This window comes from Klebsiella quasipneumoniae subsp. quasipneumoniae, assembly GCF_020525925.1.
In the GTDB taxonomy this organism is placed as follows: Bacteria; Pseudomonadota; Gammaproteobacteria; order Enterobacterales; family Enterobacteriaceae; genus Klebsiella; species Klebsiella quasipneumoniae.
In genome coordinates, this window is record NZ_CP084876.1 from 4,790,236 (window position 1) to 4,813,969 (window position 23,734).

The following is a 23,734-nucleotide window of genomic DNA, read 5'->3' on the forward strand; positions in this document are numbered from 1 at the left end:
TATTTTGTAATGCATTATAGCATTACATTTGCATTACACTCGAATCTGGAAAACGCCTCTCAAAACCGGCTGACGCACTCCATCGCCACCGTTTTAAACTCATCGAAGCTGCGGGTCGCGGCGAGGCGGCTCATGGCGCGCTCGCGCAGGAAAGTCACGAAAATATCGTAGATCGCCATCGCCTCTTCGTACTCGCGCTTGCTGATAGCGAGCAGGAAGATGATATGGGCGGTTTCATCACCCCAGACGATGCCCTGCGGGGCAATGACGGTATAGACCACCGTCTTTTTCGCCAGTAGCCCCAGGGAGTGCGGCAGCGCAATGCCATCGCCGAGCATGGTGCTGACAATCGCTTCACGCTCCACCACCGAAGCATGAAACTCGGCGTCAACAAAGCCTTCCTCCAGCAGCTGCTGGCACAGCTCGGCGAACAGCGTTTGCTGATCCATCGGCGTATCGACCACCCGGAAGTGGGCGGCATCGAAGTACTTATTCAGCATCCATGGACGGGTACGGTCCACCAGCACCAGCTTGCCGATCTGATCCAGTTGATAGTCAGTGGGGAACGGCGCGATGGTCACTACCGGCTTGTCTTTTTCGCTGATCCGCACCGTGGAGATAACAAAATCCGCCTCGATCGCGTCCCGCTGTTCGTATTCGCGCTGGGAAATAGTGGCGGCGATCTCCAGCTGCGGATATTTGCGCTGCAGGATCGCCTCGATCATCCGCACCATCGCATTGCTGGTATCGCACACCAGCAGCACCTGCGGCTGACGCTGGTAGCCGATGTTGTAGTGGCGCTCCAGCCCGACGCCGATATGCAGCACCAGAAAGCCGATTTCGTTTTCGCTGATGGTGTATGGAGTATATTTGCCCCAGCTGGAGACCGCGGCGAGGGTCATATCCCAGGCCATCGGGTAGTGCTGTTTGATGTTATCCAGCAGCGGATTGGGGATCATGATCTGGTAGCGTACGCGGGTGATCATGGTCTTTATGTGGGTTAGCAGATCGGCGTGCAGCTGGGCATCGTCCAGCAGGTTGTAGTTATACTGGCTGTTGATGTAGCGCAGGATGTAGTTGACCAGCGCTTCGTCATCGTCGGCGCTGATGGTTTCCGGGTCCACGTCCTGTACCTGACGGGCGGCGATATGCACGCACAGCCACTCTTCTTCCGCGGGCGATAAAGGTTTACCGGCCAGCCGCTGCAGTTCGCCCGCCAGATCGCGCGCGGCATCGCGGACGTTCTGCGCCACATCTTCAGCACTAAAATCCGCCAGCGGGTAGCCTTCGCTGACGCGACGCACCACCACCGCCCCGTACAGGCAGATAAAGCGCTCGCCGACGTCGGTGAGACGAATATGGTGGCGCGTGAGCGTCTCCTGCAGCACCGGCTCCAGCAGCGCAGGCACCTCCTCTGCAAAGGCCTCGGCGCCGATCGGCGGCGCGATACCGCCCTGCTGGGTTAGCTCCCACAGCAGGTCGGTGAGGCAGGCGCGAACCGATACCTCGCTACCGAACAGCTTCATGCCGTGGCGCGGGCGGGTTTCAAGGGTTAGCTGATAGCGCTGGAAGCGCTCGCGCACCTCGACCATATCGTTTTGCAGCGTGGCGCGGCTGACGAACCACTCATCCGCCAGGTCTTCCAGCTTGATCGAGAACGCCGACGTCAGAAAACGCACCAGCAGGAAAGTGATGCGATCCTGGGCGGTACGCGGGACATGCTGCGCCTTCGGCGCCGTCTCCTCCAGCGCCTGAAAGCTCGCCGGGTTATCAATTTTCAGCTGATAACCGCTGCCGCGGTTAAGGATAAACTGCGCGCCATACTGCGCCAGTAGCGCATTCAGGGCGGTAATATCGGCGCGCACGGTACGGGTGGAAACCGACAGGCGTTGCGCCAGCTCATCCTGCGGCAGCGTTTCATTCCGCAGCAGGGTGAAGAGTTGCGCTAAGCGTTGGTTGGGAAATCGCATGTCAGTTCCTTGTGGTTACGGCTCAGGGTTGGGCGGAAATCACCATCTGCGATGGGCTGCCGACCGGCGTGTAGTCTGAGACAAAGGTCAATTTGCCATCCTTCGGCGCCACGCTGAAGCGGGTAATATTATCGCTACGCTGGTTCATGACGTACAGCCACTGCCCTTGATTATCCAGGGTCAGCGTGCGGGGGTAATCTCCGCGCGTCCAGATATCCTCCTGGTGGCGCAGGCGGCCGTCGGCCTGCACCGTAAAGTGGGCGATGCTGTTATGCAGACGATTGGCTACGTACAGCTGTTTGCCGTCGTTGCTCAGCGCCAGGCCGGCGGCAAAGCTGGTGCCCTTATACTCTTTCGGCAGCGCGGAGACGGTTTTGCCTTCGCGCAGCAGGCCGCTTTGCTGATCCAGATGATAGAAGGTCAGCGTCGACGCTTCCTCGTTAATCAGCCACAGACCGTCGCCCTTTGGCGTGAAGACGAAGTGGCGCGGGCCGGCTCCCGGCGACGAGGCGGCGATAAACGGCGGATCGTTCGGCGTCAACTTGCCGCTGGCGCTATCCAGCCGATATTGATAGATCCGATCCAGCCCCAGATCGGTGGAGTAAACAAATTTCCCGCTGGGATCGGCGGCGATCATATGGGCGTGCGGGCCATTGTGATCGCTGATGGCGAAGCTGCCCTCGACGGCCGCCGCCGGGCGTTCGGCGCCTGCCGGGCCTTCATCCTGATGCCTGTCCACCGCCTCGCCCAGGCTACCATCCTCTTTCACCGGTAGCACGGCGATGCTGCCGCTGACGTAGTTGGCCACCAGTAGCTGTTTACCGTTCGGCGTCAGGGAGAGATAAACCGGACCAGCGCCGCCGGAGGCGACCTGATTGAGTGCGGTCAGCTCGCCGTTCTTCTCAATGCGCCACGCCTGCACCACGCCTTTCTCCACTTCGCTGGCGGCATACAGCGTCTTGCCATCGCGCGAGACGGTCAGCTGCGCGGCGTTCGGCAACGAACTCACCAGCGTCCTGTCACGTAGCGCGCCGGTTTGGCTATCAACGGTAAAGCGGTACAGACCTTCGCCATTGGGATTATAGGTGCCTACCCAGGCATAGTGAGTTTGCGCGGCGGCGGCGGCGGCAAACAGGGACAGTGAAGCGACAAGCAGATGACGAGCGACAGGCATAGCAACTCCTTGATGGTTCAGTGGGATAAGCTGCCCCTCACCCTTTGAGGGTGAGGGGCAAGGGCACTACTTCACTAACTGTTTGGTCATCTCCAGCAGCTGGCGAACATCGGCCGGGCGGGTGTTGCCGCTGGCCTTATCGATAATCGAGCTGTAGATATGCGGGATGATTTTGCTCACCCCGGCATCGAGGGCGATCTTCAGGATCGCGCTGTAGTTTTCCAGATCGATACCGCCGGTCGGCTCCAGCCAGAAATCGTGCGCGGCGCAGGCTTTGGCCACCGCCTCGAACTCGTCGCGGTGCTTCAGGCCGCCCATCGGGAAGTATTTGATGGAGCTGCCGCCCATATCTTTTAACAGCGCGATGGCGGTTTCCAGCGGCACAATCCCATCCGCCGCGCCGCTGCTCAGCGGGCCGGTGGAGATCTTCACCATACCCGGGGTGCCGGTGGGCGAGACCAGGCCGTTGACCACCGTTTCGTTCTGCCCGAGCAGCGCGCGGCTGGTGGCCACGCCGGTGAAGACCTGATTGACGTGCTGCGGCTGCACCTGGCGCGAAATCTCGCTCACCATCGCCGACTGATTCGGATCCCCTGCGCCCAGCCCGACGGAGAGGGCGTTATCAATCAGCTTCGCGTAGTCGCGCATATCGGCCACCGCGCTGGCGACGTCCGGGTAGTTTTTGGAGAGCACGCCGACCAGGACATGACCTTCCGCCGCGTCGTAGATTTCCCGGGCGTTGTCTTTGCTACCCGCCAGGACGTTCAGGCACACGCGGTCACGGTAAAAGTTTGGGGTCAGTTTCATGCTTGTTTCTCCTTGTTCAGAACTTCCGCGATACGGCGGGCGACTACCGCCAGCTGCTGGGCGTCAACGCTGCGGACATCGGCTTCGATAATGCCTTCATTCGCTTTATAGCCGCGGAAGTAGATGGCGTATTCGCCCTGCTTCAGCGCGTTAACCAGATCGCCGGTCTTCACGCCGGTCACCGCTTCGTCGAATTTGATTTCGGCGCGGGCGATATCGCGGCCGGCGCTGTCCCATACCACGCGGGCAGTGACGCCGTTGAGGGTATTGAGCTGTTCGATAAACGGCGTCATCTTCGCCACCATCTCTTCGCCGCTCTCTTTGCTTGCCGTCAGGTAGTGTTCAATGGCGCAGGTCAGGCCGAGGATCCCCTCTTTACCCACTTTCATCGCCCGGCCAATCCCCATCGACTGGCGTTTAACCCACTCGACGTACTGCGTTTTGCCGATCACCAGCCCGCTGGTCGGCCCTTCAATCGCTTTCGCGCCGCTGTAGATCACCAGGTCGGCGCCCATGCGGTAGTAGCCCTGCAGATCTTCCTCCGCCGCCGCGTCGACGATCAGCGGTAAATGATGCTGACGCGCCACTTCCGCGGCCTGCGCCACGTTGAGCATGCTTTTCTGCACGCAGTGGTGGGATTTGATGTAGAGGATCGCCGCGGTGCGCGGGGTGATCGCCGCCGCCAGCTGTTCGGCAGAGCATTCGTTGGCGTAGCCCGCTTCCACCAGCCTGCCGCCGCCCAGCGCCACCATGGTGCCGACCGGCGCGCCGAAGTTGACGTTGTGGCCCTTCGGCAGGACGATTTCGTTATGCTCTATCGGCGTGACGTGCAGGTTATCCAGCAGCCAGTCGCTGTCTTTCACCAGCACCGCCGCCACCGACTGGGCAATCCCTGCCGAGGCGCAGGAGACCACGGTCGCCCCTTCCACGTCCAGCAGCCTGGCGATGTACTCGCCGGTTTTATTCACCAGATCTTTCATTTCAAAGTACTGGTTCATGCCGGCCATCGCGGCGTCCACCACTTCCGGACGCGGCGTGGAAACGCCCAGCGCCGTCATCCGGCCGGAAGTGTTAATAACTTGTTTTAAATGGTATTTTTCAAAAATCGAAGGCATGTTCCGCGCTCCCTTGTTCGGTCAGATAGCCTTTGCCCGCGCGGATCGCAGCCAGCGGCACCAGAATGTTGTCTGCCTGGAGGCTCTCTTTTTCGGCATCCACCAGCAGCGTTGGCTGGCGCTCCAGGCGAAATAGCGTGAGATCGGCGTCGAAACCCACTTCCAGCCGCCCTTTACGCGACAGGCGCAGCCCCTCGGCAGCGCTGACGGTCACGCAGGCAATCACCTGCGGCAGGGTCATGCCGATGGCGAGAAATTTCGACATCACCAGCGCCAGCGAACGCACCGGGCCGTCAATGCGGTTACGGCAGTAAATATCCGAGCTGATGGTGTGCGGCAGAATGCCCAGCGCAATCGCCCGGCGCGCCACTTCAAAGCTGAAGCTGGCGGTACCGTGGCCGACGTCGAGGCGCACGCCGCGCTGCAGGGCGCGAGTAATCGAACTGCGCAGTTCGCCGGCAGGATTCAGAATGCGGTTCGGTTTGCCGTTATAGCAGTGGGTAATGATGTCGCCGCGGCTCAGCAGATCGGCGATTTCATCGAGGTTCGGCGGATTGTTGCCAATGTGCACCATCAGCGGCAGATCGCCGTTTTCCTGCTGAATCGCCTTGGCGCGCGCCAGCGGCGTAATGCCGTTTTCTCCCACCACGCTGCTGCTCATCCGCGCCTTCAGACCAACGATAAAATCGGGATGACGCTGCACCGCCTGCTTCACCGCCTCGGCGTCAATATTGGTCATATTGGCCAGTTCATTCTGGGCAATCAGCCCGACGCGGGAGATATTGAGCAGGGCATAGACTTCCGTCGCCGCTTTACGGGTCAGTTGATAGAACTCATCGACATCGTCGGCGCCGGTGCTGCCGGCATCAATCACGGTGGTGACGCCGGTGGCGATACCGACGCTGTCCGGCTCATCGTGATAAATTGGCGAATTCGGGTAGCAGTGAACGTGGGAGTCAATCCAGCCGGCGCTGACGTAGCTGTTGCCCTGCAGATCGAGGGTTTTGCGGGAGGGCGCGCTAATCTCGCCCAGCGCCGCGATTTTCCCGTCCTGAATGGCGATATCAGTCAGGGTATCGTCGACGAGGCGCGCGCGGCGCAGGAGTAAATCAAACATAGCTATCTCCTGATGAAAGTGTGAATCTGTTGCCGGATGGCGACGTACCGCCTTATCCGGCCTACCAATCGCGCTGACGTGTAGGCCCGATAAGCGCCGCGCCATCGGGCGATTAGCTAATCGCCACCGGGAAAATGGAGCCGAGGATCATCGCGCCGAGGATGGCGCCGCCGGTGATCGGTTTCTGCCAGATGTAGAACAGCAGGGCGCCAACCAGCGAGCCGATCCCGATAGGAATCGAGGCGGTCATTGCGCTGAGGATGATCAAGGGGCCGAGGAAGCGGCCGGAGGCATTACCGGCCCCCATCATCACGTCGGCGCCGTAGGTAGAGTCGCTCTGGTTGATGGTGAACTTACGCGCCAGAATGATGATGTAGCCCACCGCCAGGCCGAGGATCAGGCCGGTTGCCAGCGAGGCGGCGAAGTTCGCCACCGGGAAGACAAAGCCCGCGCCGAGCAGCAGCGCCGGGACGCCAAGACCGATCCCGGTCTGAATAGCGCCGCCGATATCGAGGATCCCCACCAGCGACCCTTCGATGATGCGGGCGAACAGGAAGCTGGCGCCAAACGCCGCCACCGCGCCGTAAACGCCGGTATCAATCCCCGACTTCAGCATCGCCACGAAGGCGACTTCGTTAAAGGCGCCGATGCCGTACAGGTAGTACATGTGGGTCCCGGCGAAGACGCCGGAGGAGAGCAGGCCAACGAAGATCGGGAACGACCAGTCGGCATACCAAAAACCTTTATTCTGTTCCATTATCAGGCTCCCGTTACTTGCCGCTGAGTGAGTTGTGGATCATGTCCAGCCAGTTCGGCACGGTCAGATGGAAGGATTCGATCATCTTCATGTCGAAGCCGCGGAAGAAGCCGCTGAGGACGAACAGGGCGACAATGGCCACCATCATCACTTTGGTGACCCGGTTCCAGCCGCTCTCTTCAACGCCTTTGCCGATCAGGATGCCCAGCACCAGCCCCGGTACGGCGTTGCCCATAATCAGCTGCGCCGCGCCGCCGAAGATAGTCGCCCAGAAGCCTGATTTTTTACCGGCGTCGATCGCCGCCAGCCAGAAGATCACCGGCATCACGGTGTTCACCAGCAGGTTTGCCGCCGGCACCAGTACCTTAACCGCGGTCACCTGCAGCGCTTCCGGTACGGACGAGGCGGTGAGGTTAAGGAAGGCGACGACGATCATGCCGATGATGCCGCAGGAGATGGCCATTTTTTTCGGATCGTGCAGCGTTTCGCCGACGTTACGATTTTTCAGCATCAGCGCCGCCGCGCCCCAGTTGGGGATAATGCGGTGGTCAACATCCTGGGTGAAGGAGCCTGCTGCAACGGAAGAGGCCCAGGCGTTAAAGAAGAAACCGAGGCCAAAGGAGAAGTGGGAAGCCGGATCGCCCTCACAGGAGTTCAGCTCGCCCAGGGTTCGAAACGCCCCCATCCCCTGGGTGGTAGGGGCATGAAACATGCGTGCCGCTCCGGCGCCCACGCCGACGCCGACCAGGCCGCCGATGATAAGCGATTTTATTAATATTATCAGGAACATAGTCAGACCCTTTGCTAACAATCAGGTTTGCGTGACGAAATCCACTTTATCGAGATCGATGGCGGTCACGTTGACGGTGACGTCCAGCTCCACGCTGTAGGTCCGTCGTTCACGGCGCAAAAAGAAAAACAGGAAGGCCTCTTTTCGTACCGCTTCGCGCGCATGAACAACCGTCACGTCCTGTGGCTCAATACGCAGCAGAATGTGCGATGACGTTTTCATCACCGCAGCCTGCACATGGTTCAGGGCATCGGCGAAGGCCCGTGATTTGCTTTCGCCTTTGCCGGCAACCCTCACCGTGGTGGTGAATTGCTCTTTCATACTTATGCGCCGTATTTCTTTTTCCAGGCCTCTACCAGCCGCTCGCCCAGCTCTTCTTTATCCATAAAGCCGAAGCCCAGCACGTTGCAGCCTTCGTTGATGGCGGTGACGCCCTCTTCCACGGAACGCATGCCGTATTTCGCTTTGTAGCCGTGTTTGGTCTGGGCGGTGATGGCGCCGGCGCCGCCGCTGCCGCAGAAGGAGATGCCGAAGGTGGCGTTTTCCGCTTTCATCATGTCGCCAAGCTTCATGTCGGCAGCAACGCCAGGGACGACCACTGCACGTGCGCCGGCTTTCTCTGCGCCTGCGGCGACTTTTTGGCCTTTACCCAGACGGTCGCCAATAACTACGGTGATTTGTTCCATGTTTTGCTCCTTACAGGTTTTCTTTTGCGACTTCGAAATGGACGGAGAGCAGCCAGGCCTCTTCATCAGGCAGGTTGCCGAACTGCGCGACCACTTCGCGGGCCAACGTCATTGAATCTGGTGAAATCTCTTCGAACAGGCTGGCATCCACTTCCGGCAGCGGTTCCCCGCTGATTGACCGGTGGGCCATCGCCCGCACGTGGGAGGTCAGCATTTGCTCCTGAACGTCGTTAGGGACGATGCCGTGACGGCTTAACAGGGCAAAAACCTGCTGCAGCATCTTGTCAGCCAGGCGTTCGGTCTGCGCTGCCTGCTCCCCTACGTCGTGTATTACCGCTCCGTTATTCACTTCTGATACCCCGCTGATGTCTCTGGGAATCAAAGTAGCGCCGGGGGATGGGAGTTTGTAGCGAGTTGTTTTCCACTTCGAAGTGGAAAGGGAGACGGCAGGCGTGATCGACCCCACACATTCACTGGAAAAATGAAAAAACAGCAATTATGGCGTGAGACGTATCACAACAATGCGCGTGAATGTGCAGCCCGCGGCTGCGGAAAGGCCGGAAAAAGAGATCGAAAAGTGTGATATCGGTAGGCTTTGAGGTGGGAGACATCGGCTGATGCCTCCCGAAAACGGCAGTTAGCGGTACTTCTTATGGTAGGTGTTGCGGGTGGTTTTAAACTCCTCCGCGGCGGCCTGCGCCTCTTTCACCTTGCCTTCATTCGCCAGCTTCAGCGCGCCGTCGATCTGGCCGATCAGAATATCCAGACCGTGACGGTAATCTTTCATCTCAGCGCTGTCGGCCGCTTTGCCTTCCAGCTTCGGCGGCGTCTCTTTCTGGGCATCAACCGCGGCGGTACGCATCTTATTCAGCGCCGCTTTCAGTTCGCCGGCGTCGGAGGTTTTCTGTACCACTTGCAGATTTTCTGCCAGAGTGTCCATGTCTTCGCCCAGGTCGGCGAAGGCCGAGGCTGAACCGAGCGCAAAAGCAGAGACAGCCAGCATCGCTAACAGTTTTTTACGCATTGCTCACTTCCTTTTTATTATTTAAGCAAACAGGTGTTATTGCCCGGCGATTTTCATCTCCGGCAGCAGCACAGAACCGCACTGAATGTTGCTGCGCGTTTCAATATCATCGCCGATGGTCACGATATTACGCCACATTTCTTTCAGATTTCCTGCAATGGTGATCTCACTGACAGGATATTGAATTTCGCCATTTTCTACCCAGAAGCCGGATGCGCCGCGTGAGTAGTCGCCAGTGACGCCACTGACACCCTGCCCCATCAGTTCGGTAACCACAAGACCGGTGCCCATCTCTTTAAGCATCTTTGCAAAACTCAGGCCGCGGCCGTTGATGCGCCAGTTATGGATGCCGCCGGCGTGGCCGGTGCTTTTCATCCCCAGCTTGCGGGCAGAGTAGTTGGTCAGCAGCCACTGGGTCAGCACGCCGTCTTTGACGATATCGCGACGCTCGGTGCGCACGCCTTCGCTGTCGAACGGCGTGGAGGCCAGTCCTTTACGCAGGTGCGGATGCTCTTCAATGGTCAGCCACTCCGGCAAAATTTGTTTGCCCAGCGAATCGAGCAGGAAGGTGGATTTGCGGTATACCGAACCACCGGCAATCGCTCCGACCAGGTGGCCAAACAGCCCGGTCGCCACTTCATTGGCGAAAATCACCGGCGCCTTCATGGTCGACAGCTTACGCGGCGCGAGGCGCGACAGGGTGCGGCGGGCGCACTCTTCCCCGACCCATTCCGGGGACTGCAGATCCTCAATCGCCCGGCCAATGGTATAGGCGTAGTCGCGTTCCATGTCGCCGTCATCTTCCGCGATCACGCAGCTGGAAAGGGAGTGGCGAGTCGAACAGTAGCTCTGCAGCATGCCATGGCTGTTGCCGAACACTTTGATGCCGTAGTGGCTGTTAAAGCTGCCGCCTTCGGTGTTGGTGATGCGTTTATCGGCCTTCAGCGCCGCTTGCTCTGCGCGGGCGGCCAGTTCGATGGCCTCATCCGGGGAGACCTCCGCCGGGTGGAACAGGTCCAGATCCGGGGCGTCAAAGGCCAGCAGCTCTTTATCCGCCACGCCGGCGAAGGGATCCGGGGAGGTGTAGCGGGCAATATCCAGCGCCGCCTGCACGGTGCGGGCGATGGCGTCCGGGCTGAGATCGGTGGAAGAGGCGCTGCCCTTGCGGTTCTGGTGGTAAACCGTGATGCCTAACGCCCCATCGCTATTGAATTCTACATTCTCCACTTCGCCATAGCGGGTGCTGACGCCGATGCCCGTCGTCTTGCTGACGGAGACTTCCGCGCCATCGGATTTACCTGCCGCCAGTTCCAGCGCCGTGGTCACGGCCTCTTCCAGCGTCTTACGTTGCTGGGCAACTTGAGAGATCACTTTCATTGCTAATGCCATAATGTAAGAAGGAGTTAACTGAAGTCTAACAGAGAACCGTTTTTCAGTGCGCGCCTTAACTGGTAACATTAGCCTCTTTTTTTAAGGAGCCTGAGATGACAAAGCAGCCCGAAGACTGGCTCGACGACGTTCCCGGTGATGATATCGAGGATGAAGACGATGAAATTATCTGGGTCAGTAAGAGTGAAATTAAGCGCGACGCGGAAGAACTGAAGCGTCTTGGCGCGGAACTCGTTGACCTGGGGAAAAACGCGCTGGATAAAATTCCGCTGGATACTGACCTGCGCGACGCCATCGAACTCGCCCAGCGAATCAAAAAAGAGGGTCGCCGCCGCCAGCTGCAGCTTATCGGTAAGATGCTGCGCAATCGCGATGTCGATCCGATTCGTCAGGCGCTGGATAAGCTGAAAAACCGCCACAACCAGCAGGTTGCGCTGTTCCACAAGCTGGAGCAGATCCGTGACCGACTGATTGACGACGGGGATGACGCCGTAGCTGAAGTGCTGAACCTGTGGCCAGATGCTGACCGTCAGCAGCTGCGTTCCCTGATCCGCAATGCGAAGAAAGAGAAAGAAGGCAACAAACCGCCGAAATCCGCGCGCCTGATCTTCCAGTATCTGCGCGAACTGGCGGAAAACGAAGGCTAATTCCCGCCGCATTTGCCGCACAAGTCACCCGGATGGCGGCGCGCTGCGCCTTATCCGGGCTACTCCGCTTTGTCTGGGGGTGGCTAACGCCTTATCCGGCCTACGGAAGGCTGCTGAACCTGAGTTATCAAACAGTTGCTCAACTCTGTAGGCCCGCGCAAGCGCAGCGCCGCCGGGCAGGCTGTATCCAACGCTATTCCCCTCGTTTTGCCGGATGGCGGCCCACCTTCCCCTTCTTCAACGCAAGCATCGCGCCAGCAGGGGGTTCCCCTGAGCCCCCAAGTCCACACAACGAGACTGTCGTTTATTGCCTTCTCTAAAGCTGAATCGTTAAAGCTAAAAGCAATGCAGATCACATCTTGTGGTGATAATTAAGCATGGTTTAGCACAATAATCCGACGACTATCGCATTTAACATCTTAAAAAAGGCCACTTTCTCACCAGGTGAGGCGCTTCACATTTTAATCACCCCCATGCCGGTAGATTTCACACGTCAATGACACAATCGATTCAGCAAAAAGGGAATAAAAATGAAAAAGACATTGGTTCTGACGGCTATCGCTCTGCTGGTTTCTGGCTCCGCCGCGGCAAAAACATGGGTGCTGACGAATGCTGAAGAGGGCATGGATAAAGGAAACTGGCAGATCGGCAGCGATCAGCTGAAGGTGAAAGACCATGCGTTCAGCATTGAGCAGAAAGTCCTGCACGGCGGCAAGCAGGAAGGCAGCAAAATCCTCACCATTCGCAGTAAAGACGGCCTGACCATCACCCTCAGCCCGACGCGCGGCATGAACTTGCTGCGAGTGGAAGGCTTCGGCAGCCGGATGGGTTGGGATTCGCCGGTCAAAGAGGTTGTTAACCCGGCCTTTATCAACCTGGAGAGTCGCAACGGGCTCGGCTGGCTGGAAGGGTTCAACGAAATGATGGTCCGCTGCGGCTACGAGTGGACCGGCCATCCGGTGACTGCGGACGGGCAAATTTATACCCTGCACGGCAAGGCAGGCAACACGCCGGCCTCTCTGGTGGAGGTTGAGGTGGCCGACAGCGCGCCGTATGAAATTCGCGTCCGCGGGCTGGTGAAAGAGAGCACCTTCAAAAAAGCCGATCTGCAAACCATGACCGAGCTGCGCTATATCCCGGGCAGCAACAGCTTCAGCCTGCACGATGTCTTAACCAATCACGCCGACTATCCGCATGATTACCAGATCATCTACCACAGCAACTTCGGCACCCCGATTCTGGAAGAAGGCGCGCGTTTCCTCGCCCCGATGTCCAGCATCAGCCCGTTCAATGATTACGCTAAGAGCGGATTAAAAACCTGGCAAACCTATCAGGGGCCGACCAAAGACTTTGACGAGATGGTGTTTAATATTCAGCCGCTGGCCGATGAAAATCACCAGACGCTGGCCGCCGTGGTCAACAAAGCGGGCGATAAAGGAGCCTCCATTCAGTTCGACACCCGCCAGCTGCCGGTCCTGACGCTGTGGAAAAACACCGACACCGTCAAACAGGGCTATGTCACCGGTATCGAGCCGGGGACCAGCTACGCCTATCCGGTGACCATTGAACGCGAGCAAAAACGCGTAAAACAGCTGCAGCCGGGCGCCAGCGCGCAGTTTGATCTGACCTACACCCTGCTGCATGACAGTGCCCAGGTGGCCGCCGTCGAGCAGAAAATCGCGCAGATTCAGGGCGACAATAAAGTGGCGGAGAACGACACGCCGATCGCCAAAGAGTAAAAATACCCCAGCCGAACGCCCGGAGCGGTACGCCGCGCCGGGCTACGCCCGCCCCATCACCTCGCGCCCGAGATCCCGGGCAAAATGCTGATACTGTCGCTCATCGATCGGCTGCGGGTAGCTCAGCACCAGCAGCTCATGATCCGCGATGCCCTGATGATAGGTCGGATGACGATGCGCCCAGGGGTTAGCGTGGAATCCCATCGACTGATAAAAGCGCAGCCGTTTATGGGCGATCTCGCTGCTCAGCGGATCGATTTCCAGAATGGTCAGCGGCGCGCGCGTCAGGATCTGCGCCAGCAGCTGTTTACCATAGCCGCGGGAGCGCAGCGTATCGTCGATCGCCAAATGTTCGACATAACAGTAGCCGGAAAACTGCCAGCAGCCGCTGAGGCCGATATATACGTCCTCATCGAACCACGCCTCCAGCGCGTAGTGCGCGTTGCTGAGCGCCTGACGTTTGGCCTCGCTTTCGCGCTGCTCGTGCCAAGGAAAGGCGCGCGCGTAGAGCGCGTCCAGCATGGCGAAATGGGGCGAGTCGGTAGAAAGTACGCTTTCGCGGGTAAGCATCACACCATCCCTGTTGGTAAAAACAAAACTGCCCTCACGCGGAGGGCAGTGACCGGAGGCGGGACGTTACTCTGTCGCGGCCGCTTTTTGCGCCAGTTTATCCAGCAGCTTTTGATGAATGCCGCCGAAGCCGCCGTTGCTCATCACCAGGATATGGTCGCCAGGATGGGCGGTTTTGACCACCATCTCCGCCAGGGTATCGACGTCGGCGCTCCAGTGAGCCGGCTGGACGCAGGCTTCCGCCACTTCCGCCACCTGCCACGGGATATGCTGCGGCTGCAGGAGGAACACCTCATCGGCGCGGCCAAGAGACGGCGCCAGATCGTCCTTGCAGACGCCCATTTTCATGGTGTTAGAGCGCGGCTCCAGCACGGCGAGAATGCGCGCAGTGCCGCCCACTTTGCCGCGCAGCGCCTGCAGCGTAGCGAGAATGGCCGTCGGATGATGAGCGAAATCGTCATACACGGTGACGCCGTTGGCTTCGCCGCGCAGCTCCAGGCGACGGCGGGCGTTGATAAAGCTGCCCAGCGCGTTCGCGGCATCCGCCGGCAGTACCCCGACGTGACGCGCCGCGGCAATGGCCATCAGGCCGTTATGCATATTATGCTCGCCGACCAGCGCCCACTTCACCTCGCCGACCTTTTCACCGTCGAACAGCACTTCCCACTGCGAGGCGTCAGCGTTCAGCTTCCTTGCCTGCCAGTGGCCCTGCTCGCCCACCAGCTCCTGCTCGCTCCAGCAACCCATCGCCATCACCTGCTTCAGGTTGATGTCGTTCTCCGGCAGGATAATTTTGCCTTTGCCCGGCACGATGCGCACCAGATGGTGGAACTGCTTCTGAATCGCCTTCAGGTCGTCAAAGATATCCGCGTGGTCGAACTCAAGGTTGTTGAGGATCAGCGTCCGCGGGCAGTAGTGAACAAATTTGGAGCGCTTGTCGAAGAAGGCGCAGTCGTATTCATCCGCTTCAATGACGAAGAACGGGCTGTCGCCCAGGCGCGCAGAGACGTCAAAATTGCCCGGCACGCCGCCGATCACGAAGCCCGGCTGGTAACCGCAGGCTTCAAGGATCCAGGTCGCCATGCCGGCGGTGGTGGTTTTGCCGTGGGTCCCGGCGACGGCCAGCACCCAGCGATCGCGCAGCACGAAGTCGTGCAGCCACTGCGGGCCGGACATATAGGGAATATTGTTTTCCAGCACCGCTTCAACGCACGGGTTGCCGCGAGTCATGGCGTTACCGATGATCACCAGATCCGGCCGGGGCTCCAGCTGGCTGGGGTCATAGCCCTGAATTAAATCAATCCCCTGGTTTTCCAGCAGGGTGCTCATCGGCGGATAGACGTTAGCATCCGACCCCGTTACCTCATGACCGAGGGAGCGCGCCAGCATGGCCAGGCCCCCCATAAACGTGCCACAGATTCCTAAAATATGAATGCGCATTCGTCATTTCCTTCTCTTATCCGGGGCACATTTTACCCATATCCCGGGCCCTGGCGAAATGCATTTCAGGCGAATCTGTATTTTGCTGGCGCGATTCACTAGTGCGCACTTTTTTGATTCTTTGTTAAGATTGTTGCGTTCGTTTTACTCAACATAAAAATGCAGGGAACGAGTTATGAAAACGTTAGGTGAGTTTATTGTTGAAAAGCAGCACGAGTTCTCCCACGCCACCGGTGAGCTGACTGCTTTGTTGTCAGCAATAAAGTTGGGCGCCAAGATCATCCACCGCGATATCAACAAGGCCGGTCTGGTCGATATCCTGGGTGCCAGCGGTGCTGAAAACGTTCAGGGCGAGGTGCAGCAAAAACTCGATCTGTTCGCGAATGAAAAATTAAAAGCCGCACTGCGAGCACGCGATATTGTTGCCGGGATCGCCTCTGAAGAAGAAGATGAGATTGTCGTCTTCGAAGGGTGTGAACACGCCAAATACGTAGTGCTGATGGACCCTCTGGATGGCTCCTCTAACATCGACGTTAACGTCTCTGTTGGTACGATCTTCTCTATCTACCGCCGCGTGACGCCTGTTGGCACGCCGGTGACAGAAGAAGATTTCCTGCAGCCGGGCAACAAACAGGTGGCAGCGGGCTATGTGGTCTATGGCTCTTCGACGATGCTGGTGTATACCACCGGCTGCGGCGTCCACGCCTTCACCTACGACCCGTCCCTCGGCGTCTTCTGTCTGTGCCAGGAGCGCATGCGCTTCCCGGAGAAGGGCAATACCTACTCCATTAACGAAGGCAACTACATCAAATTCCCGCAGGGCGTGAAGAAGTACATTAAGTACTGCCAGGAAGAGGACAAAGCGACGCAGCGTCCTTATACCTCACGCTATATCGGCTCGCTGGTGGCGGACTTCCACCGCAACCTGCTGAAAGGCGGCATCTACCTCTATCCAAGCACCGCCAGCCACCCGGACGGCAAGCTGCGCCTGCTGTATGAATGCAACCCGATGGCCTTCCTCGCCGAACAGGCGGGCGGTAAGGCCAGCGATGGTAAAGAGCGTATTCTGGATATTGTTCCGGAAAGCCTGCACCAGCGCCGCTCCTTCTTCGTCGGCAACAACCACATGGTGGAAGACGTCGAGAACTTTATTAAGTCGTTCCCGGACGCCTAAGCGCCCTGCCCGCTCCTCCCGCGCCTGCGGGAGGAGCCTCTCTCTTAGCGACTCCCCGCCCCGCTCACCCGCGTGACCGCCGCATTCTGCCGGTTTTCCCACAGCACGGTCAGCCCACGCTGCAGCGCGATAAAGATAAACAGCAAAATGCCGATGGCGATTTTGGTCCACCATGAGCTGAGGGTGCCGTCGAAGTTGATGTAGGTCTGAATCAGCCCCTGGATCGCCACCCCGAACAGGGTTCCCAGCACAGTGCCGACGCCGCCGCTAAGCAGCGTGCCGCCGATCACCACCGAGGCAATGGCGTCCAGCTCCACGCCGACGCCCGCCAGCGCATAGCCCGCCTGGGTATAAATGGAAAAGACGATCCCGGCCAGCGTCGCCAGCCCGGTGGAGAGCATATAGATACGGATCGTGGCGCTGCGGGTGGAAATCCCCATTAAATTCGCCGACGTCGCGTTGCCGCCAATGGCATACACCTGGTTGCCGAAGCGGGTGCGGTGGGCGACAAAAATACCGGCCACCACCACCAGCAGCATCAGCAGCCCCATGGCGCTGAGGCGTCCGCCGCCGGGAATGGTCCATGCCAGCCCGGACAGGGTGTCGTACACCGGGTGGTTAATCGGAATCGACTCCTCTGACACCAGATAGCTCACGCCGCGCAGGAAGAACATGCCGGCGAGAGTGATGATAAAGGCCGGGATCTTCAGGGCGTCAATCAGCAGCCCCATAAACGCGCCGAAGGCGCAGCCCATCACCAGCACCAGCGGAAACGCCACCAGCGGTGATATTCCCCAAAAGCCAATCGCTTTGGCGAGAAAGACGCCGGTAAAGGCGATCACCGACCCGACAGACAGATCGATCCCGCCGGAGAGGATCACGAAGGTCATGCCCACGGCGATGATCCCGAGGAAGGCGTTATCCGTCAGGATATTGCAGATCACCCGCGTCGAGGCAAAGCCGGGGAATTGCGTCAGGCAGTAGAGATAGCCCAGCACAAACACCGCGAGGGTGATCATCAACGGTAAATTACGTTTTATCATGGCCGCGTACCCCTTTCAGTAAACCGATAAAGCGCGGCGACTGGACAATCAGTACGCACAGCACCACCACCGCTTTCACCACCTGGTTGAGCTCCGGCGGGAAGCCGGAGAGCAAAATCCCGGTGTTCATTCCCTGGATAATCAGCGCCCCCACCACCGACAGCAGCAGGTTGAAGCGCCCGCCCATCAGCGAAGCGCCGCCGATGACCACCGCCAGAATGGCGTCCAGCTCAAGCCATAGCCCGGCGTTATTGGCATCCGCGCCGCGAATGTCCGCCGCCACGATGATCCCGGCGATCGCCGCGCAGACGCCGCTCAGGACATAGGCCAGCATCACCACGATGCGGGTATTGACGCCGGCGTTTTTCGCCGCGCGGATATTGATCCCTACCGCTTCGATAAACATGCCCAGCGCCGTTTTGCGGGTAAACAGCCAGAACAGCAGCAGGGTCGCGGCGGCGATGATCACCGGCGTCGGAAACAGGAGGAACGATCCGCTGCCGAGCCACGCCAGCGCCGGGGAATCAAAGGTGACGATCTGCCCGGCGGTGATCAACTGCGCCACCCCGCGTCCGGCCACCATCAGGATCAGCGTCGCCACAAAGGGCTGGATCTTAAGGACCGCCACGAGAATGCCGTTCCACAGCCCGGCCAGCGCGCCCGCCGCCAGCGAGGCCAGCAGCACCACCGGCAGGCTGTGACCGGCGACGGTCATCGAGGCGGCCGTCGCGCCGGCTATCGCCATCACCGCCCCCACCGACAGGTCGATGCCGCCGGTGGCGATCACCAGCGTCATGCCGATGGCCAGCAGCGCCACCGGGGCGGCGCGGTTGAGAATATCGATTGGGCTGCCAAACAGGCGGCCATCCTGGAGCACCACCTGATAAAAATGGGGCGCCACCAGGCTGTCGACCAGCAGAACCAGCAGCAGGGCAATGATCTGCGGGGTGCCCTTCGGCCAGGTGAAGCGTCGCTTCTCCGGGCCGGTTTGCGAAAGAGATCGAGGCATCATGGGTTACTCCTTATGCCGCAATTGCGTTCATGATCGCCGGTACAGAGAGCTCGGCGAGCGGGATCTCGGCCACCTGCCGGCGATCGCGCATGATAATGACCCGATCGGCGTAACCCACCAGCTCCTCCAGTTCAGAGGAGATGACCAGCAGCGCCAGGCCATCGGCGCAGAGGGTTTCAATCAGGCGAATGATTTCCGCATGGGCGCCGACGTCGATGCCGCGGGTCGGCTCATCGAGGATCAGGAACTGCGGTTTGGTCAGCAGCCAGCGCGAAAGCAGCACCTTCTGCTGGTTGCCGCCGGAGAGAAACTCGATCGGCTGCTCCGCGCTGGGGGTGCGGATCCCCAGCTGGCGAATAAAGCGCTCGGCGATCTCGTTCTGTTCGCGCCGGGGTATCGGCCGCAGCCAGCCGCGCTGCGCCTGCAGAGCGAGGACGATATTTTCCCGCACCGAGGCGGCGGCGATAATGCCGTCGGTTTTGCGATCCTCCGGACAGAAGCCGATCCCGAGGCAGGAGGCCTGATGCGGAGAACGCAGGGTTTGCGGTTTGCCTTTGATCCACGCCTTCCCGCTGTCCGCCGTTTTAATACCGAAGATCACCTCGGCGGTTTCCGTGCGGCCGGAACCCAACAGGCCGGCGAGGCCAACGATTTCGCCCGGACGCACCTGCAGGTCGAACGGGGCGATGGTGCCTTTTTTACCGTAGCCTTCAAATGCCGCCACCGGCTTATCGCTCAGCAGGGTTCGGCCCGCCCGCTGCAGGGCGTTGTGGTCCAGTTCGCGGCCCAGCATCATTTTCACCAGCTCAATCTGCGGCAGTTCGCGGGTCTCGCGGCAGCCGACGAAGCTGCCGTTGCGCAGCACGGTAATGCGGTCGCTGACCGCATAGACCTGGTCGAGAAAATGGGTGACGAAGATCAGGCTGACGCCGTTATCCCTGAGCTGGCGCATCAGGGTAAACAGCATCTCCACCTCCTGGGTATCGAGGCTGGCGGTGGGCTCGTCGAGGATCAGCACCTTGGCCGACAGGTCGATGGCCCGGCAGATAGCGACGATCTGCTGCATCGCCACTGAAAAGCGGTTCAGCGGCTCGCGCACATCGAGGGAAAAGCCGTAGGAGGCCATCAGCGCCGTTGCCCTGGTCTCCATCTCTTTCCGCCGCAGCAGGCCAAACCGCCGCGGCTCACGGCCGATGAACAGGTTATCCGCCACCGACATATTGGGCAGCAGGTTCACTTCCTGGTAGACAGTGCCGATCCCCAGCTGCTGGGCATGGGCGGTATTTTTCGGGGAAATGGCCTGGCCTTCCAGCCAGATAGTGCCGCGATCGGCATGGTAAACGCCGGTAAGCGCTTTGATCAGCGTCGATTTCCCGGCGCCGTTTTCGCCCAACAGGGCCATGATTTCGCCGCGCCGCAGGCTAAAGTTGACGTTATCCAGCGCCTTAACGCCGGGGAAGAATTTACTGAGTCCTTCGGTGCGAAGGATCTCCTGGTGTGCCTCGGCGCTCATAATCGATATCACCTTCAAATGATGTCAGGTTGCCCCGGCTCGCGCTGTGCTTGCCGGGGTTGCTGGAACGCTGCCTGTTACCCTCTCCGGCTGAGGAGAGGGGCGGGATGAGGGGCTATCCACTCAGTAGCCCATATTTTTCTTCTTCTCTAACTCTTCTTTCGCCGTATCCGGCAGATACAGCGTCGATTTGGTAATGGTCAGCTTCTCCGGCAGGGTGCCGTCTTTTTTGTATTTCTCCAGCGCATCAAACGCCGGGCCGGCCATATTTGGCGTCAGCTCGACGCTGGCGTTGGCTTCGCCGGCGATCATCGCTTTATAGATATCCGGCACGCCGTCGATGGAGCCGGTCAGAATATCTTTGCCCGGCTTCAGGCCAGCTTCTTTAATGGCCTGGATGGCGCCGATGGCCATATCGTCGTTATGAGCGAATACCATGCAGATGTTTTTGCCGTTATTCTCAGCCTTGATAAAGCTCTCCATAACCTCTTTCCCTTTGCTGCGGGTGAAGTCGCCGGACTGAGAGCGGATGATTTTGATATTCGACGCTTTGGCGATGGCGTCAGCGAAGCCTTTCTTACGATCGATGGCCACGCTGGCCCCGACGGTGCCCTGCAGTTCCACGACGTTACACGGCTTACCGTCGACGGTTTTCACCAGCCAGTCGCCAATCAGTTGACCTTCCAGCACGTTGTTGGCGGTCACGGTGGTCATGTAGAGATCTTTATCTTTCACATCAATAGAACGGTCGAGGAGGAAGACCGGGATTTTGGCCTCTTTCGCCTCTTTCAGCACCGGCTCCCAGCCGGTAGCCACCACCGGCGCAATGAAGATCGCGTCTACCCCCTGGGCGATAAAGGAGCGCACCGCTTTGATCTGGTTTTCCTGTTTTTGCTGACCATCTGCGATCTTCAGCGTGATACCGCGCTTGGCGGCTTCCTCTTTCGCGACGCTGGTTTCTGCCGCACGCCAGCCGGATTCAGAACCGACCTGCGAAAAACCTACGGTTAGCGGGGCAGCTATCGCCATAGACGACATAGCTGCGGAAACTGCTGTGACAAGAAGTAAGCGCTTCCACATAAGGGTATCCTCGTAGGGTTATTGTTGGTTAAAGTCTCACCTGCGGACAAACTATAGACAATCGGTGATGTAACTGAATGCGTTACATCACACTTCAAAAAAGTAAATGAGATGTTAATGACGGCCCCATTGCCCAGCGGAGAGCCGATAAGGCTTCGCAGGGAGCGCGGCTGTTGCGGTTTATGACGTTTTTTTAAGCGGTTTGATAAATCAATCACATGCAATGAAAACGGTTACATAAATTTATTCATGATGTGGCTATGTTTATGGATTTTCATGCCATTATTGCGCGCAAAATTCAGAGCACTCCACGGCGAGATCGGGAAAAAGAAGCGAAGACATTCGATGTGAGTTGGCTATAATACCGAGCACTTGTTTGCCATACATTTTAAAGGAAACAGACATGAGCTTACTCAACGTACCTGCGGGCAAAGATCTGCCGGAAGACATCTACGTCGTGATCGAGATCCCGGCGAACGCAGATCCCATCAAATACGAAGTCGACAAAGAGAGCGGTGCACTGTTCGTTGACCGTTTCATGTCCACAGCGATGTTCTATCCGTGCAACTACGGCTACATCAACCACACCCTGTCTCTGGACGGCGACCCGGTTGACGTGCTGGTCCCGACCCCGTACCCGCTGCAGCCGGGCTCCGTGATCCGCTGCCGTCCGGTTGGCGTTCTGAAGATGACCGACGAATCCGGTGAAGATGCGAAACTGGTTGCGGTACCGCACACCAAGCTGAGCAAAGAATACGATCACATCAACGATGTGAACGACCTGCCGGAACTGCTGAAAGCCCAGATCACTCACTTCTTTGAGCACTACAAAGATCTGGAAAAAGGCAAGTGGGTTAAAGTCGACGGTTGGGACAACGCAGAAGCGGCGAAAGCTGAAATCGTTGCCTCTTTCGAGCGCGCTAAGCAGAAGTAATTCTGTCTCAGGCAGGGTCATACCCTGCCTGATTGCGGCACGGATAGCCGCGATAACACCATGGAGGGTGTCCCGTGAAAAGCGTTCGCTATTTCACTCTTAACTTTTCTGGCTTCACAACCGCCGCCTCTGAAAAACAGGGGTATCTGCGCCTTATCGCCGGCGACCATGTCTTTTATACCGATAAACGCTATTTTAACGACCCCTCGCTTTTTGACCGCCTGAAGACCCATCAGCCTCTGTATCTCGGCGCCCGCCGCCTGGACAACGGCAGTTACTGGATCCACTGGCTCAGCGATGGCGAAACGCTCCTTGAGCCCAGTCAACGCGTCAAGCGCTGGGCCCGGCCGCTGCTGATTATCAGCCTGCTGACGCTCATCGTCTCCCTTATTCCGCTCCTGGTGAGCGCCTCAGAATGGGCAAAGTTCGGCTGCGGCATTATCGCGGTACTGGCCTTCATCGCGCTGTTAACCGGGCTCTGCGAGCGGCTGTTCCACCCGGCGCTAAAACGGCACCCCGCGATGCGCGATCTGCTGGCGAAGATGGCGCAGGCCCGCCGCCGCGACTTTTCTTTTTGCCAGCCGCTACCCTCAACGCCGCGGGCCGTCCGCCGGTCGGCGATGCCTTTTACGCATGCCCTGCCGGAACGCTATGCGGTTAAGACAGACATCATCACCGATACCCACTTTAAGAAGTGGTATGCGAGCAATCCTACGCGGGAATATCACGGCCTCGGGATACAATGCGGTTCCCTGCCGCTGGCCTTCTGGTGGCAGGCTGGCTGCGCTAATTTCGCGCTGCATCCTGTTCTCTATCGTCGTCAGCCACCGTTTCTTGCCACTGGCGATCGTATCGTCGCCGTATACGAGCGCGACAGCCGGGCGATCCATGCGCTATACAATGCCAGCGACGGCGCGGCTTATGTAAAAAACCATCCGCTCTATCCTGGACGCAGACAGCTGTCGCTGCTTTATTATCTGTTTTACGGCCTAGCGCTGGTGATGTATCTGCTATTTCTCGGGGTAGAAATCATCAGCGCCCTTCAGTCAGGCCGACGCGTCTGGTGGCAGGTTCAGGATTCACTGGACATGCTGTCCTTATTGTTACTCTGCTTTGGCGGGATACTGGCGGTACTGGAGCTGATTGGCCCAACGGCCTGGTTATTGTCACACCGGGTGGCTGACTGGCTGAAGCTGCGATCGGCGATGCGGCGTTACCTGCGGGAGGCAGCCCCCCAAACCACGCCCGAGGAGGTCATGTAATGTTCAGCACCCCAACACGACGATTATTATTCCTCGCGCTGACGACGCTGGCTTCCACGATGTGGCTGGCGAGAGATTATCTGCCGCTCTGGTAAGAGGCGGGCGCAGAAAAAACAACGCCACCCGAAGGTGGCGCTGTCGTGGTTAATACTGGTCGCGATCCAACCAGTTGCCGTTCGCTATCAACGTACAACCCTCAACGGAACGTTGATAGACATACATCCATGCGCTGCCGTAAGGCGTCTGAATCAGGTGGCGCGCATACTCGCCCCCCTTGGTGCGGAGCGCATCCAGTTCGGCCAGCGTCGATGCATCAATACGATAAACTTCACCATGTACTGTGCCTTCGCCGGGCACCGCGCCTGGATAGTGGCCCAGGCTGTACAGCTGATAATCGTCGACACTATGAGCGCCCAGCCACTGGGCGTTGGTCATCCAGTGGCTGTTGCCTTGTTTGCGTCGTAAACTGCCGTAAACAAATATTCGCATTG

At 58.8% G+C, this 23,734-nt stretch carries 24 protein-coding genes; 5 read left to right on the forward strand and 19 right to left on the reverse strand.

Features of this window, described 5'->3' with window-relative positions:
• Nucleotides 1-59: 59 nt before the first annotated feature.
• From LGM20_RS22960 to pmbA, 12 genes are all read right to left on the reverse strand, one after another.
• A complete protein-coding gene (locus LGM20_RS22960) occupies nucleotides 60-1,970 on the reverse strand; it encodes a BglG family transcription antiterminator (protein ID WP_044525201.1) in 1,911 nt (636 codons plus the stop codon).
• A 22-nt stretch (nucleotides 1,971-1,992) separates the two neighbouring features.
• Nucleotides 1,993-3,144, reverse strand: coding sequence for a lactonase family protein (locus tag LGM20_RS22965; protein WP_023291755.1), 1,152 nt, complete (start codon nucleotides 3,142-3,144; stop codon nucleotides 1,993-1,995).
• A 66-nt stretch (nucleotides 3,145-3,210) separates the two neighbouring features.
• Nucleotides 3,211-3,951: a 2-dehydro-3-deoxy-phosphogluconate aldolase gene (dagF, locus tag LGM20_RS22970; protein WP_017900574.1), complete on the reverse strand. Its 741-nt coding sequence runs from the start codon at nucleotides 3,949-3,951 to the stop codon at nucleotides 3,211-3,213.
• Nucleotides 3,948-5,066, reverse strand: coding sequence for a DgaE family pyridoxal phosphate-dependent ammonia lyase (locus tag LGM20_RS22975; RefSeq protein WP_044525200.1), 1,119 nt, complete (start codon nucleotides 5,064-5,066; stop codon nucleotides 3,948-3,950). The genes dagF and LGM20_RS22975 overlap by 4 nt, the downstream gene beginning before the upstream one ends.
• Nucleotides 5,050-6,183, reverse strand: coding sequence for an amidohydrolase/deacetylase family metallohydrolase (locus tag LGM20_RS22980; protein WP_044525199.1), 1,134 nt, complete (start codon nucleotides 6,181-6,183; stop codon nucleotides 5,050-5,052). The genes LGM20_RS22975 and LGM20_RS22980 overlap by 17 nt, the downstream gene beginning before the upstream one ends.
• Nucleotides 6,184-6,295: 112 nt before the next feature.
• Entirely contained in the window at nucleotides 6,296-6,940 is a 645-nt protein-coding gene (locus LGM20_RS22985) for a DUF4310 family protein (protein WP_004206504.1), read from the reverse strand.
• A 13-nt stretch (nucleotides 6,941-6,953) separates the two neighbouring features.
• Nucleotides 6,954-7,730, reverse strand: coding sequence for a DUF4311 domain-containing protein (locus LGM20_RS22990; RefSeq protein WP_002886897.1), 777 nt, complete (start codon nucleotides 7,728-7,730; stop codon nucleotides 6,954-6,956).
• Between the two features lie 21 nt (nucleotides 7,731-7,751).
• Nucleotides 7,752-8,051, reverse strand: coding sequence for a DUF4312 family protein (locus LGM20_RS22995; RefSeq protein WP_004206503.1), 300 nt, complete (start codon nucleotides 8,049-8,051; stop codon nucleotides 7,752-7,754).
• Nucleotides 8,052-8,053: 2 nt separating this feature from the next.
• Entirely contained in the window at nucleotides 8,054-8,416 is a 363-nt protein-coding gene (locus tag LGM20_RS23000) for an SFCGS family glycine-rich protein (protein WP_032454653.1), read from the reverse strand.
• Between the two features lie 10 nt (nucleotides 8,417-8,426).
• A complete protein-coding gene (locus LGM20_RS23005) occupies nucleotides 8,427-8,765 on the reverse strand; it encodes a PRD domain-containing protein (RefSeq protein ID WP_004206500.1) in 339 nt (112 codons plus the stop codon).
• Nucleotides 8,766-9,053: 288 nt separating this feature from the next.
• Complete coding sequence (gene cybC, locus LGM20_RS23010) at nucleotides 9,054-9,440, reverse strand: cytochrome b562 (protein ID WP_002886893.1); 387 nt, start codon at nucleotides 9,438-9,440, stop codon at nucleotides 9,054-9,056.
• Nucleotides 9,441-9,476: 36 nt separating this feature from the next.
• Nucleotides 9,477-10,829: a metalloprotease PmbA gene (gene pmbA, locus LGM20_RS23015; RefSeq protein WP_032429082.1), complete on the reverse strand. Its 1,353-nt coding sequence runs from the start codon at nucleotides 10,827-10,829 to the stop codon at nucleotides 9,477-9,479.
• 95 nt (nucleotides 10,830-10,924) lie between these two features.
• Here pmbA and yjgA point away from each other — a divergent pair, with 95 nt between their 5' ends.
• Together yjgA and LGM20_RS23025 are read left to right on the forward strand one after the other, a co-directional pair.
• Complete coding sequence (gene yjgA, locus LGM20_RS23020) at nucleotides 10,925-11,476, forward strand: ribosome biogenesis factor YjgA (RefSeq protein ID WP_004206498.1); 552 nt, start codon at nucleotides 10,925-10,927, stop codon at nucleotides 11,474-11,476.
• Nucleotides 11,477-12,006: 530 nt separating this feature from the next.
• Nucleotides 12,007-13,215 carry an aldose 1-epimerase family protein gene (locus LGM20_RS23025; protein WP_023291750.1) on the forward strand — a complete coding sequence of 403 codons (1,209 nt, stop codon included), beginning with the start codon at nucleotides 12,007-12,009 and terminating at the stop codon, nucleotides 13,213-13,215.
• A gap of 42 nt (nucleotides 13,216-13,257) precedes the next feature.
• On the opposite strand, the gene LGM20_RS23030 is transcribed toward LGM20_RS23025, so the two are convergent.
• Together LGM20_RS23030 and mpl are read right to left on the reverse strand one after the other, a co-directional pair.
• Nucleotides 13,258-13,785 carry a GNAT family N-acetyltransferase gene (locus LGM20_RS23030; protein WP_044525198.1) on the reverse strand — a complete coding sequence of 176 codons (528 nt, stop codon included), beginning with the start codon at nucleotides 13,783-13,785 and terminating at the stop codon, nucleotides 13,258-13,260.
• A 66-nt stretch (nucleotides 13,786-13,851) separates the two neighbouring features.
• Nucleotides 13,852-15,225: a UDP-N-acetylmuramate:L-alanyl-gamma-D-glutamyl-meso-diaminopimelate ligase gene (gene mpl, locus LGM20_RS23035; protein ID WP_044525197.1), complete on the reverse strand. Its 1,374-nt coding sequence runs from the start codon at nucleotides 15,223-15,225 to the stop codon at nucleotides 13,852-13,854.
• Between the two features lie 175 nt (nucleotides 15,226-15,400).
• Between mpl and fbp the strand changes: the two genes are divergently transcribed.
• Nucleotides 15,401-16,399: a class 1 fructose-bisphosphatase gene (fbp, locus tag LGM20_RS23040; RefSeq protein WP_004206493.1), complete on the forward strand. Its 999-nt coding sequence runs from the start codon at nucleotides 15,401-15,403 to the stop codon at nucleotides 16,397-16,399.
• 44 nt (nucleotides 16,400-16,443) lie between these two features.
• Here fbp and yjfF read toward each other — a convergent pair whose 3' ends face one another.
• The 4 genes from yjfF to ytfQ form a co-directional block, all read right to left on the reverse strand.
• Complete coding sequence (yjfF, locus tag LGM20_RS23045) at nucleotides 16,444-17,442, reverse strand: galactofuranose ABC transporter, permease protein YjfF (protein WP_002886825.1); 999 nt, start codon at nucleotides 17,440-17,442, stop codon at nucleotides 16,444-16,446.
• Nucleotides 17,429-18,454 carry a galactofuranose ABC transporter, ATP-binding protein YtfT gene (gene ytfT / locus LGM20_RS23050; protein WP_023291747.1) on the reverse strand — a complete coding sequence of 342 codons (1,026 nt, stop codon included), beginning with the start codon at nucleotides 18,452-18,454 and terminating at the stop codon, nucleotides 17,429-17,431. Before ytfT ends, yjfF begins: the two co-directional genes overlap by 14 nt.
• Before the next feature lie 10 nt (nucleotides 18,455-18,464).
• A complete protein-coding gene (ytfR, locus tag LGM20_RS23055) occupies nucleotides 18,465-19,967 on the reverse strand; it encodes a galactofuranose ABC transporter, ATP-binding protein YtfR (protein ID WP_044525196.1) in 1,503 nt (500 codons plus the stop codon).
• A gap of 123 nt (nucleotides 19,968-20,090) precedes the next feature.
• Nucleotides 20,091-21,047 carry a galactofuranose ABC transporter, galactofuranose-binding protein YtfQ gene (gene ytfQ, locus LGM20_RS23060; RefSeq protein WP_002886769.1) on the reverse strand — a complete coding sequence of 319 codons (957 nt, stop codon included), beginning with the start codon at nucleotides 21,045-21,047 and terminating at the stop codon, nucleotides 20,091-20,093.
• 403 nt (nucleotides 21,048-21,450) lie between these two features.
• Here ytfQ and ppa point away from each other — a divergent pair, with 403 nt between their 5' ends.
• Both ppa and LGM20_RS23070 read left to right on the forward strand, forming a co-directional pair.
• Nucleotides 21,451-21,981, forward strand: a complete 531-nt coding sequence (gene ppa / locus LGM20_RS23065) for an inorganic diphosphatase (protein WP_002886766.1) — start codon at nucleotides 21,451-21,453, stop codon at nucleotides 21,979-21,981.
• A 74-nt stretch (nucleotides 21,982-22,055) separates the two neighbouring features.
• Entirely contained in the window at nucleotides 22,056-23,243 is a 1,188-nt protein-coding gene (locus tag LGM20_RS23070) for a hypothetical protein (RefSeq protein ID WP_044525195.1), read from the forward strand.
• Nucleotides 23,244-23,387: 144 nt separating this feature from the next.
• On the opposite strand, the gene LGM20_RS23075 is transcribed toward LGM20_RS23070, so the two are convergent.
• On the reverse strand, nucleotides 23,388-23,732 hold the full coding sequence (locus LGM20_RS23075) for a gamma-glutamylcyclotransferase family protein (RefSeq protein ID WP_002886724.1): 345 nt from the start codon (nucleotides 23,730-23,732) through the stop codon (nucleotides 23,388-23,390).
• Between the last annotated feature and the right edge of the window lie 2 nt (nucleotides 23,733-23,734).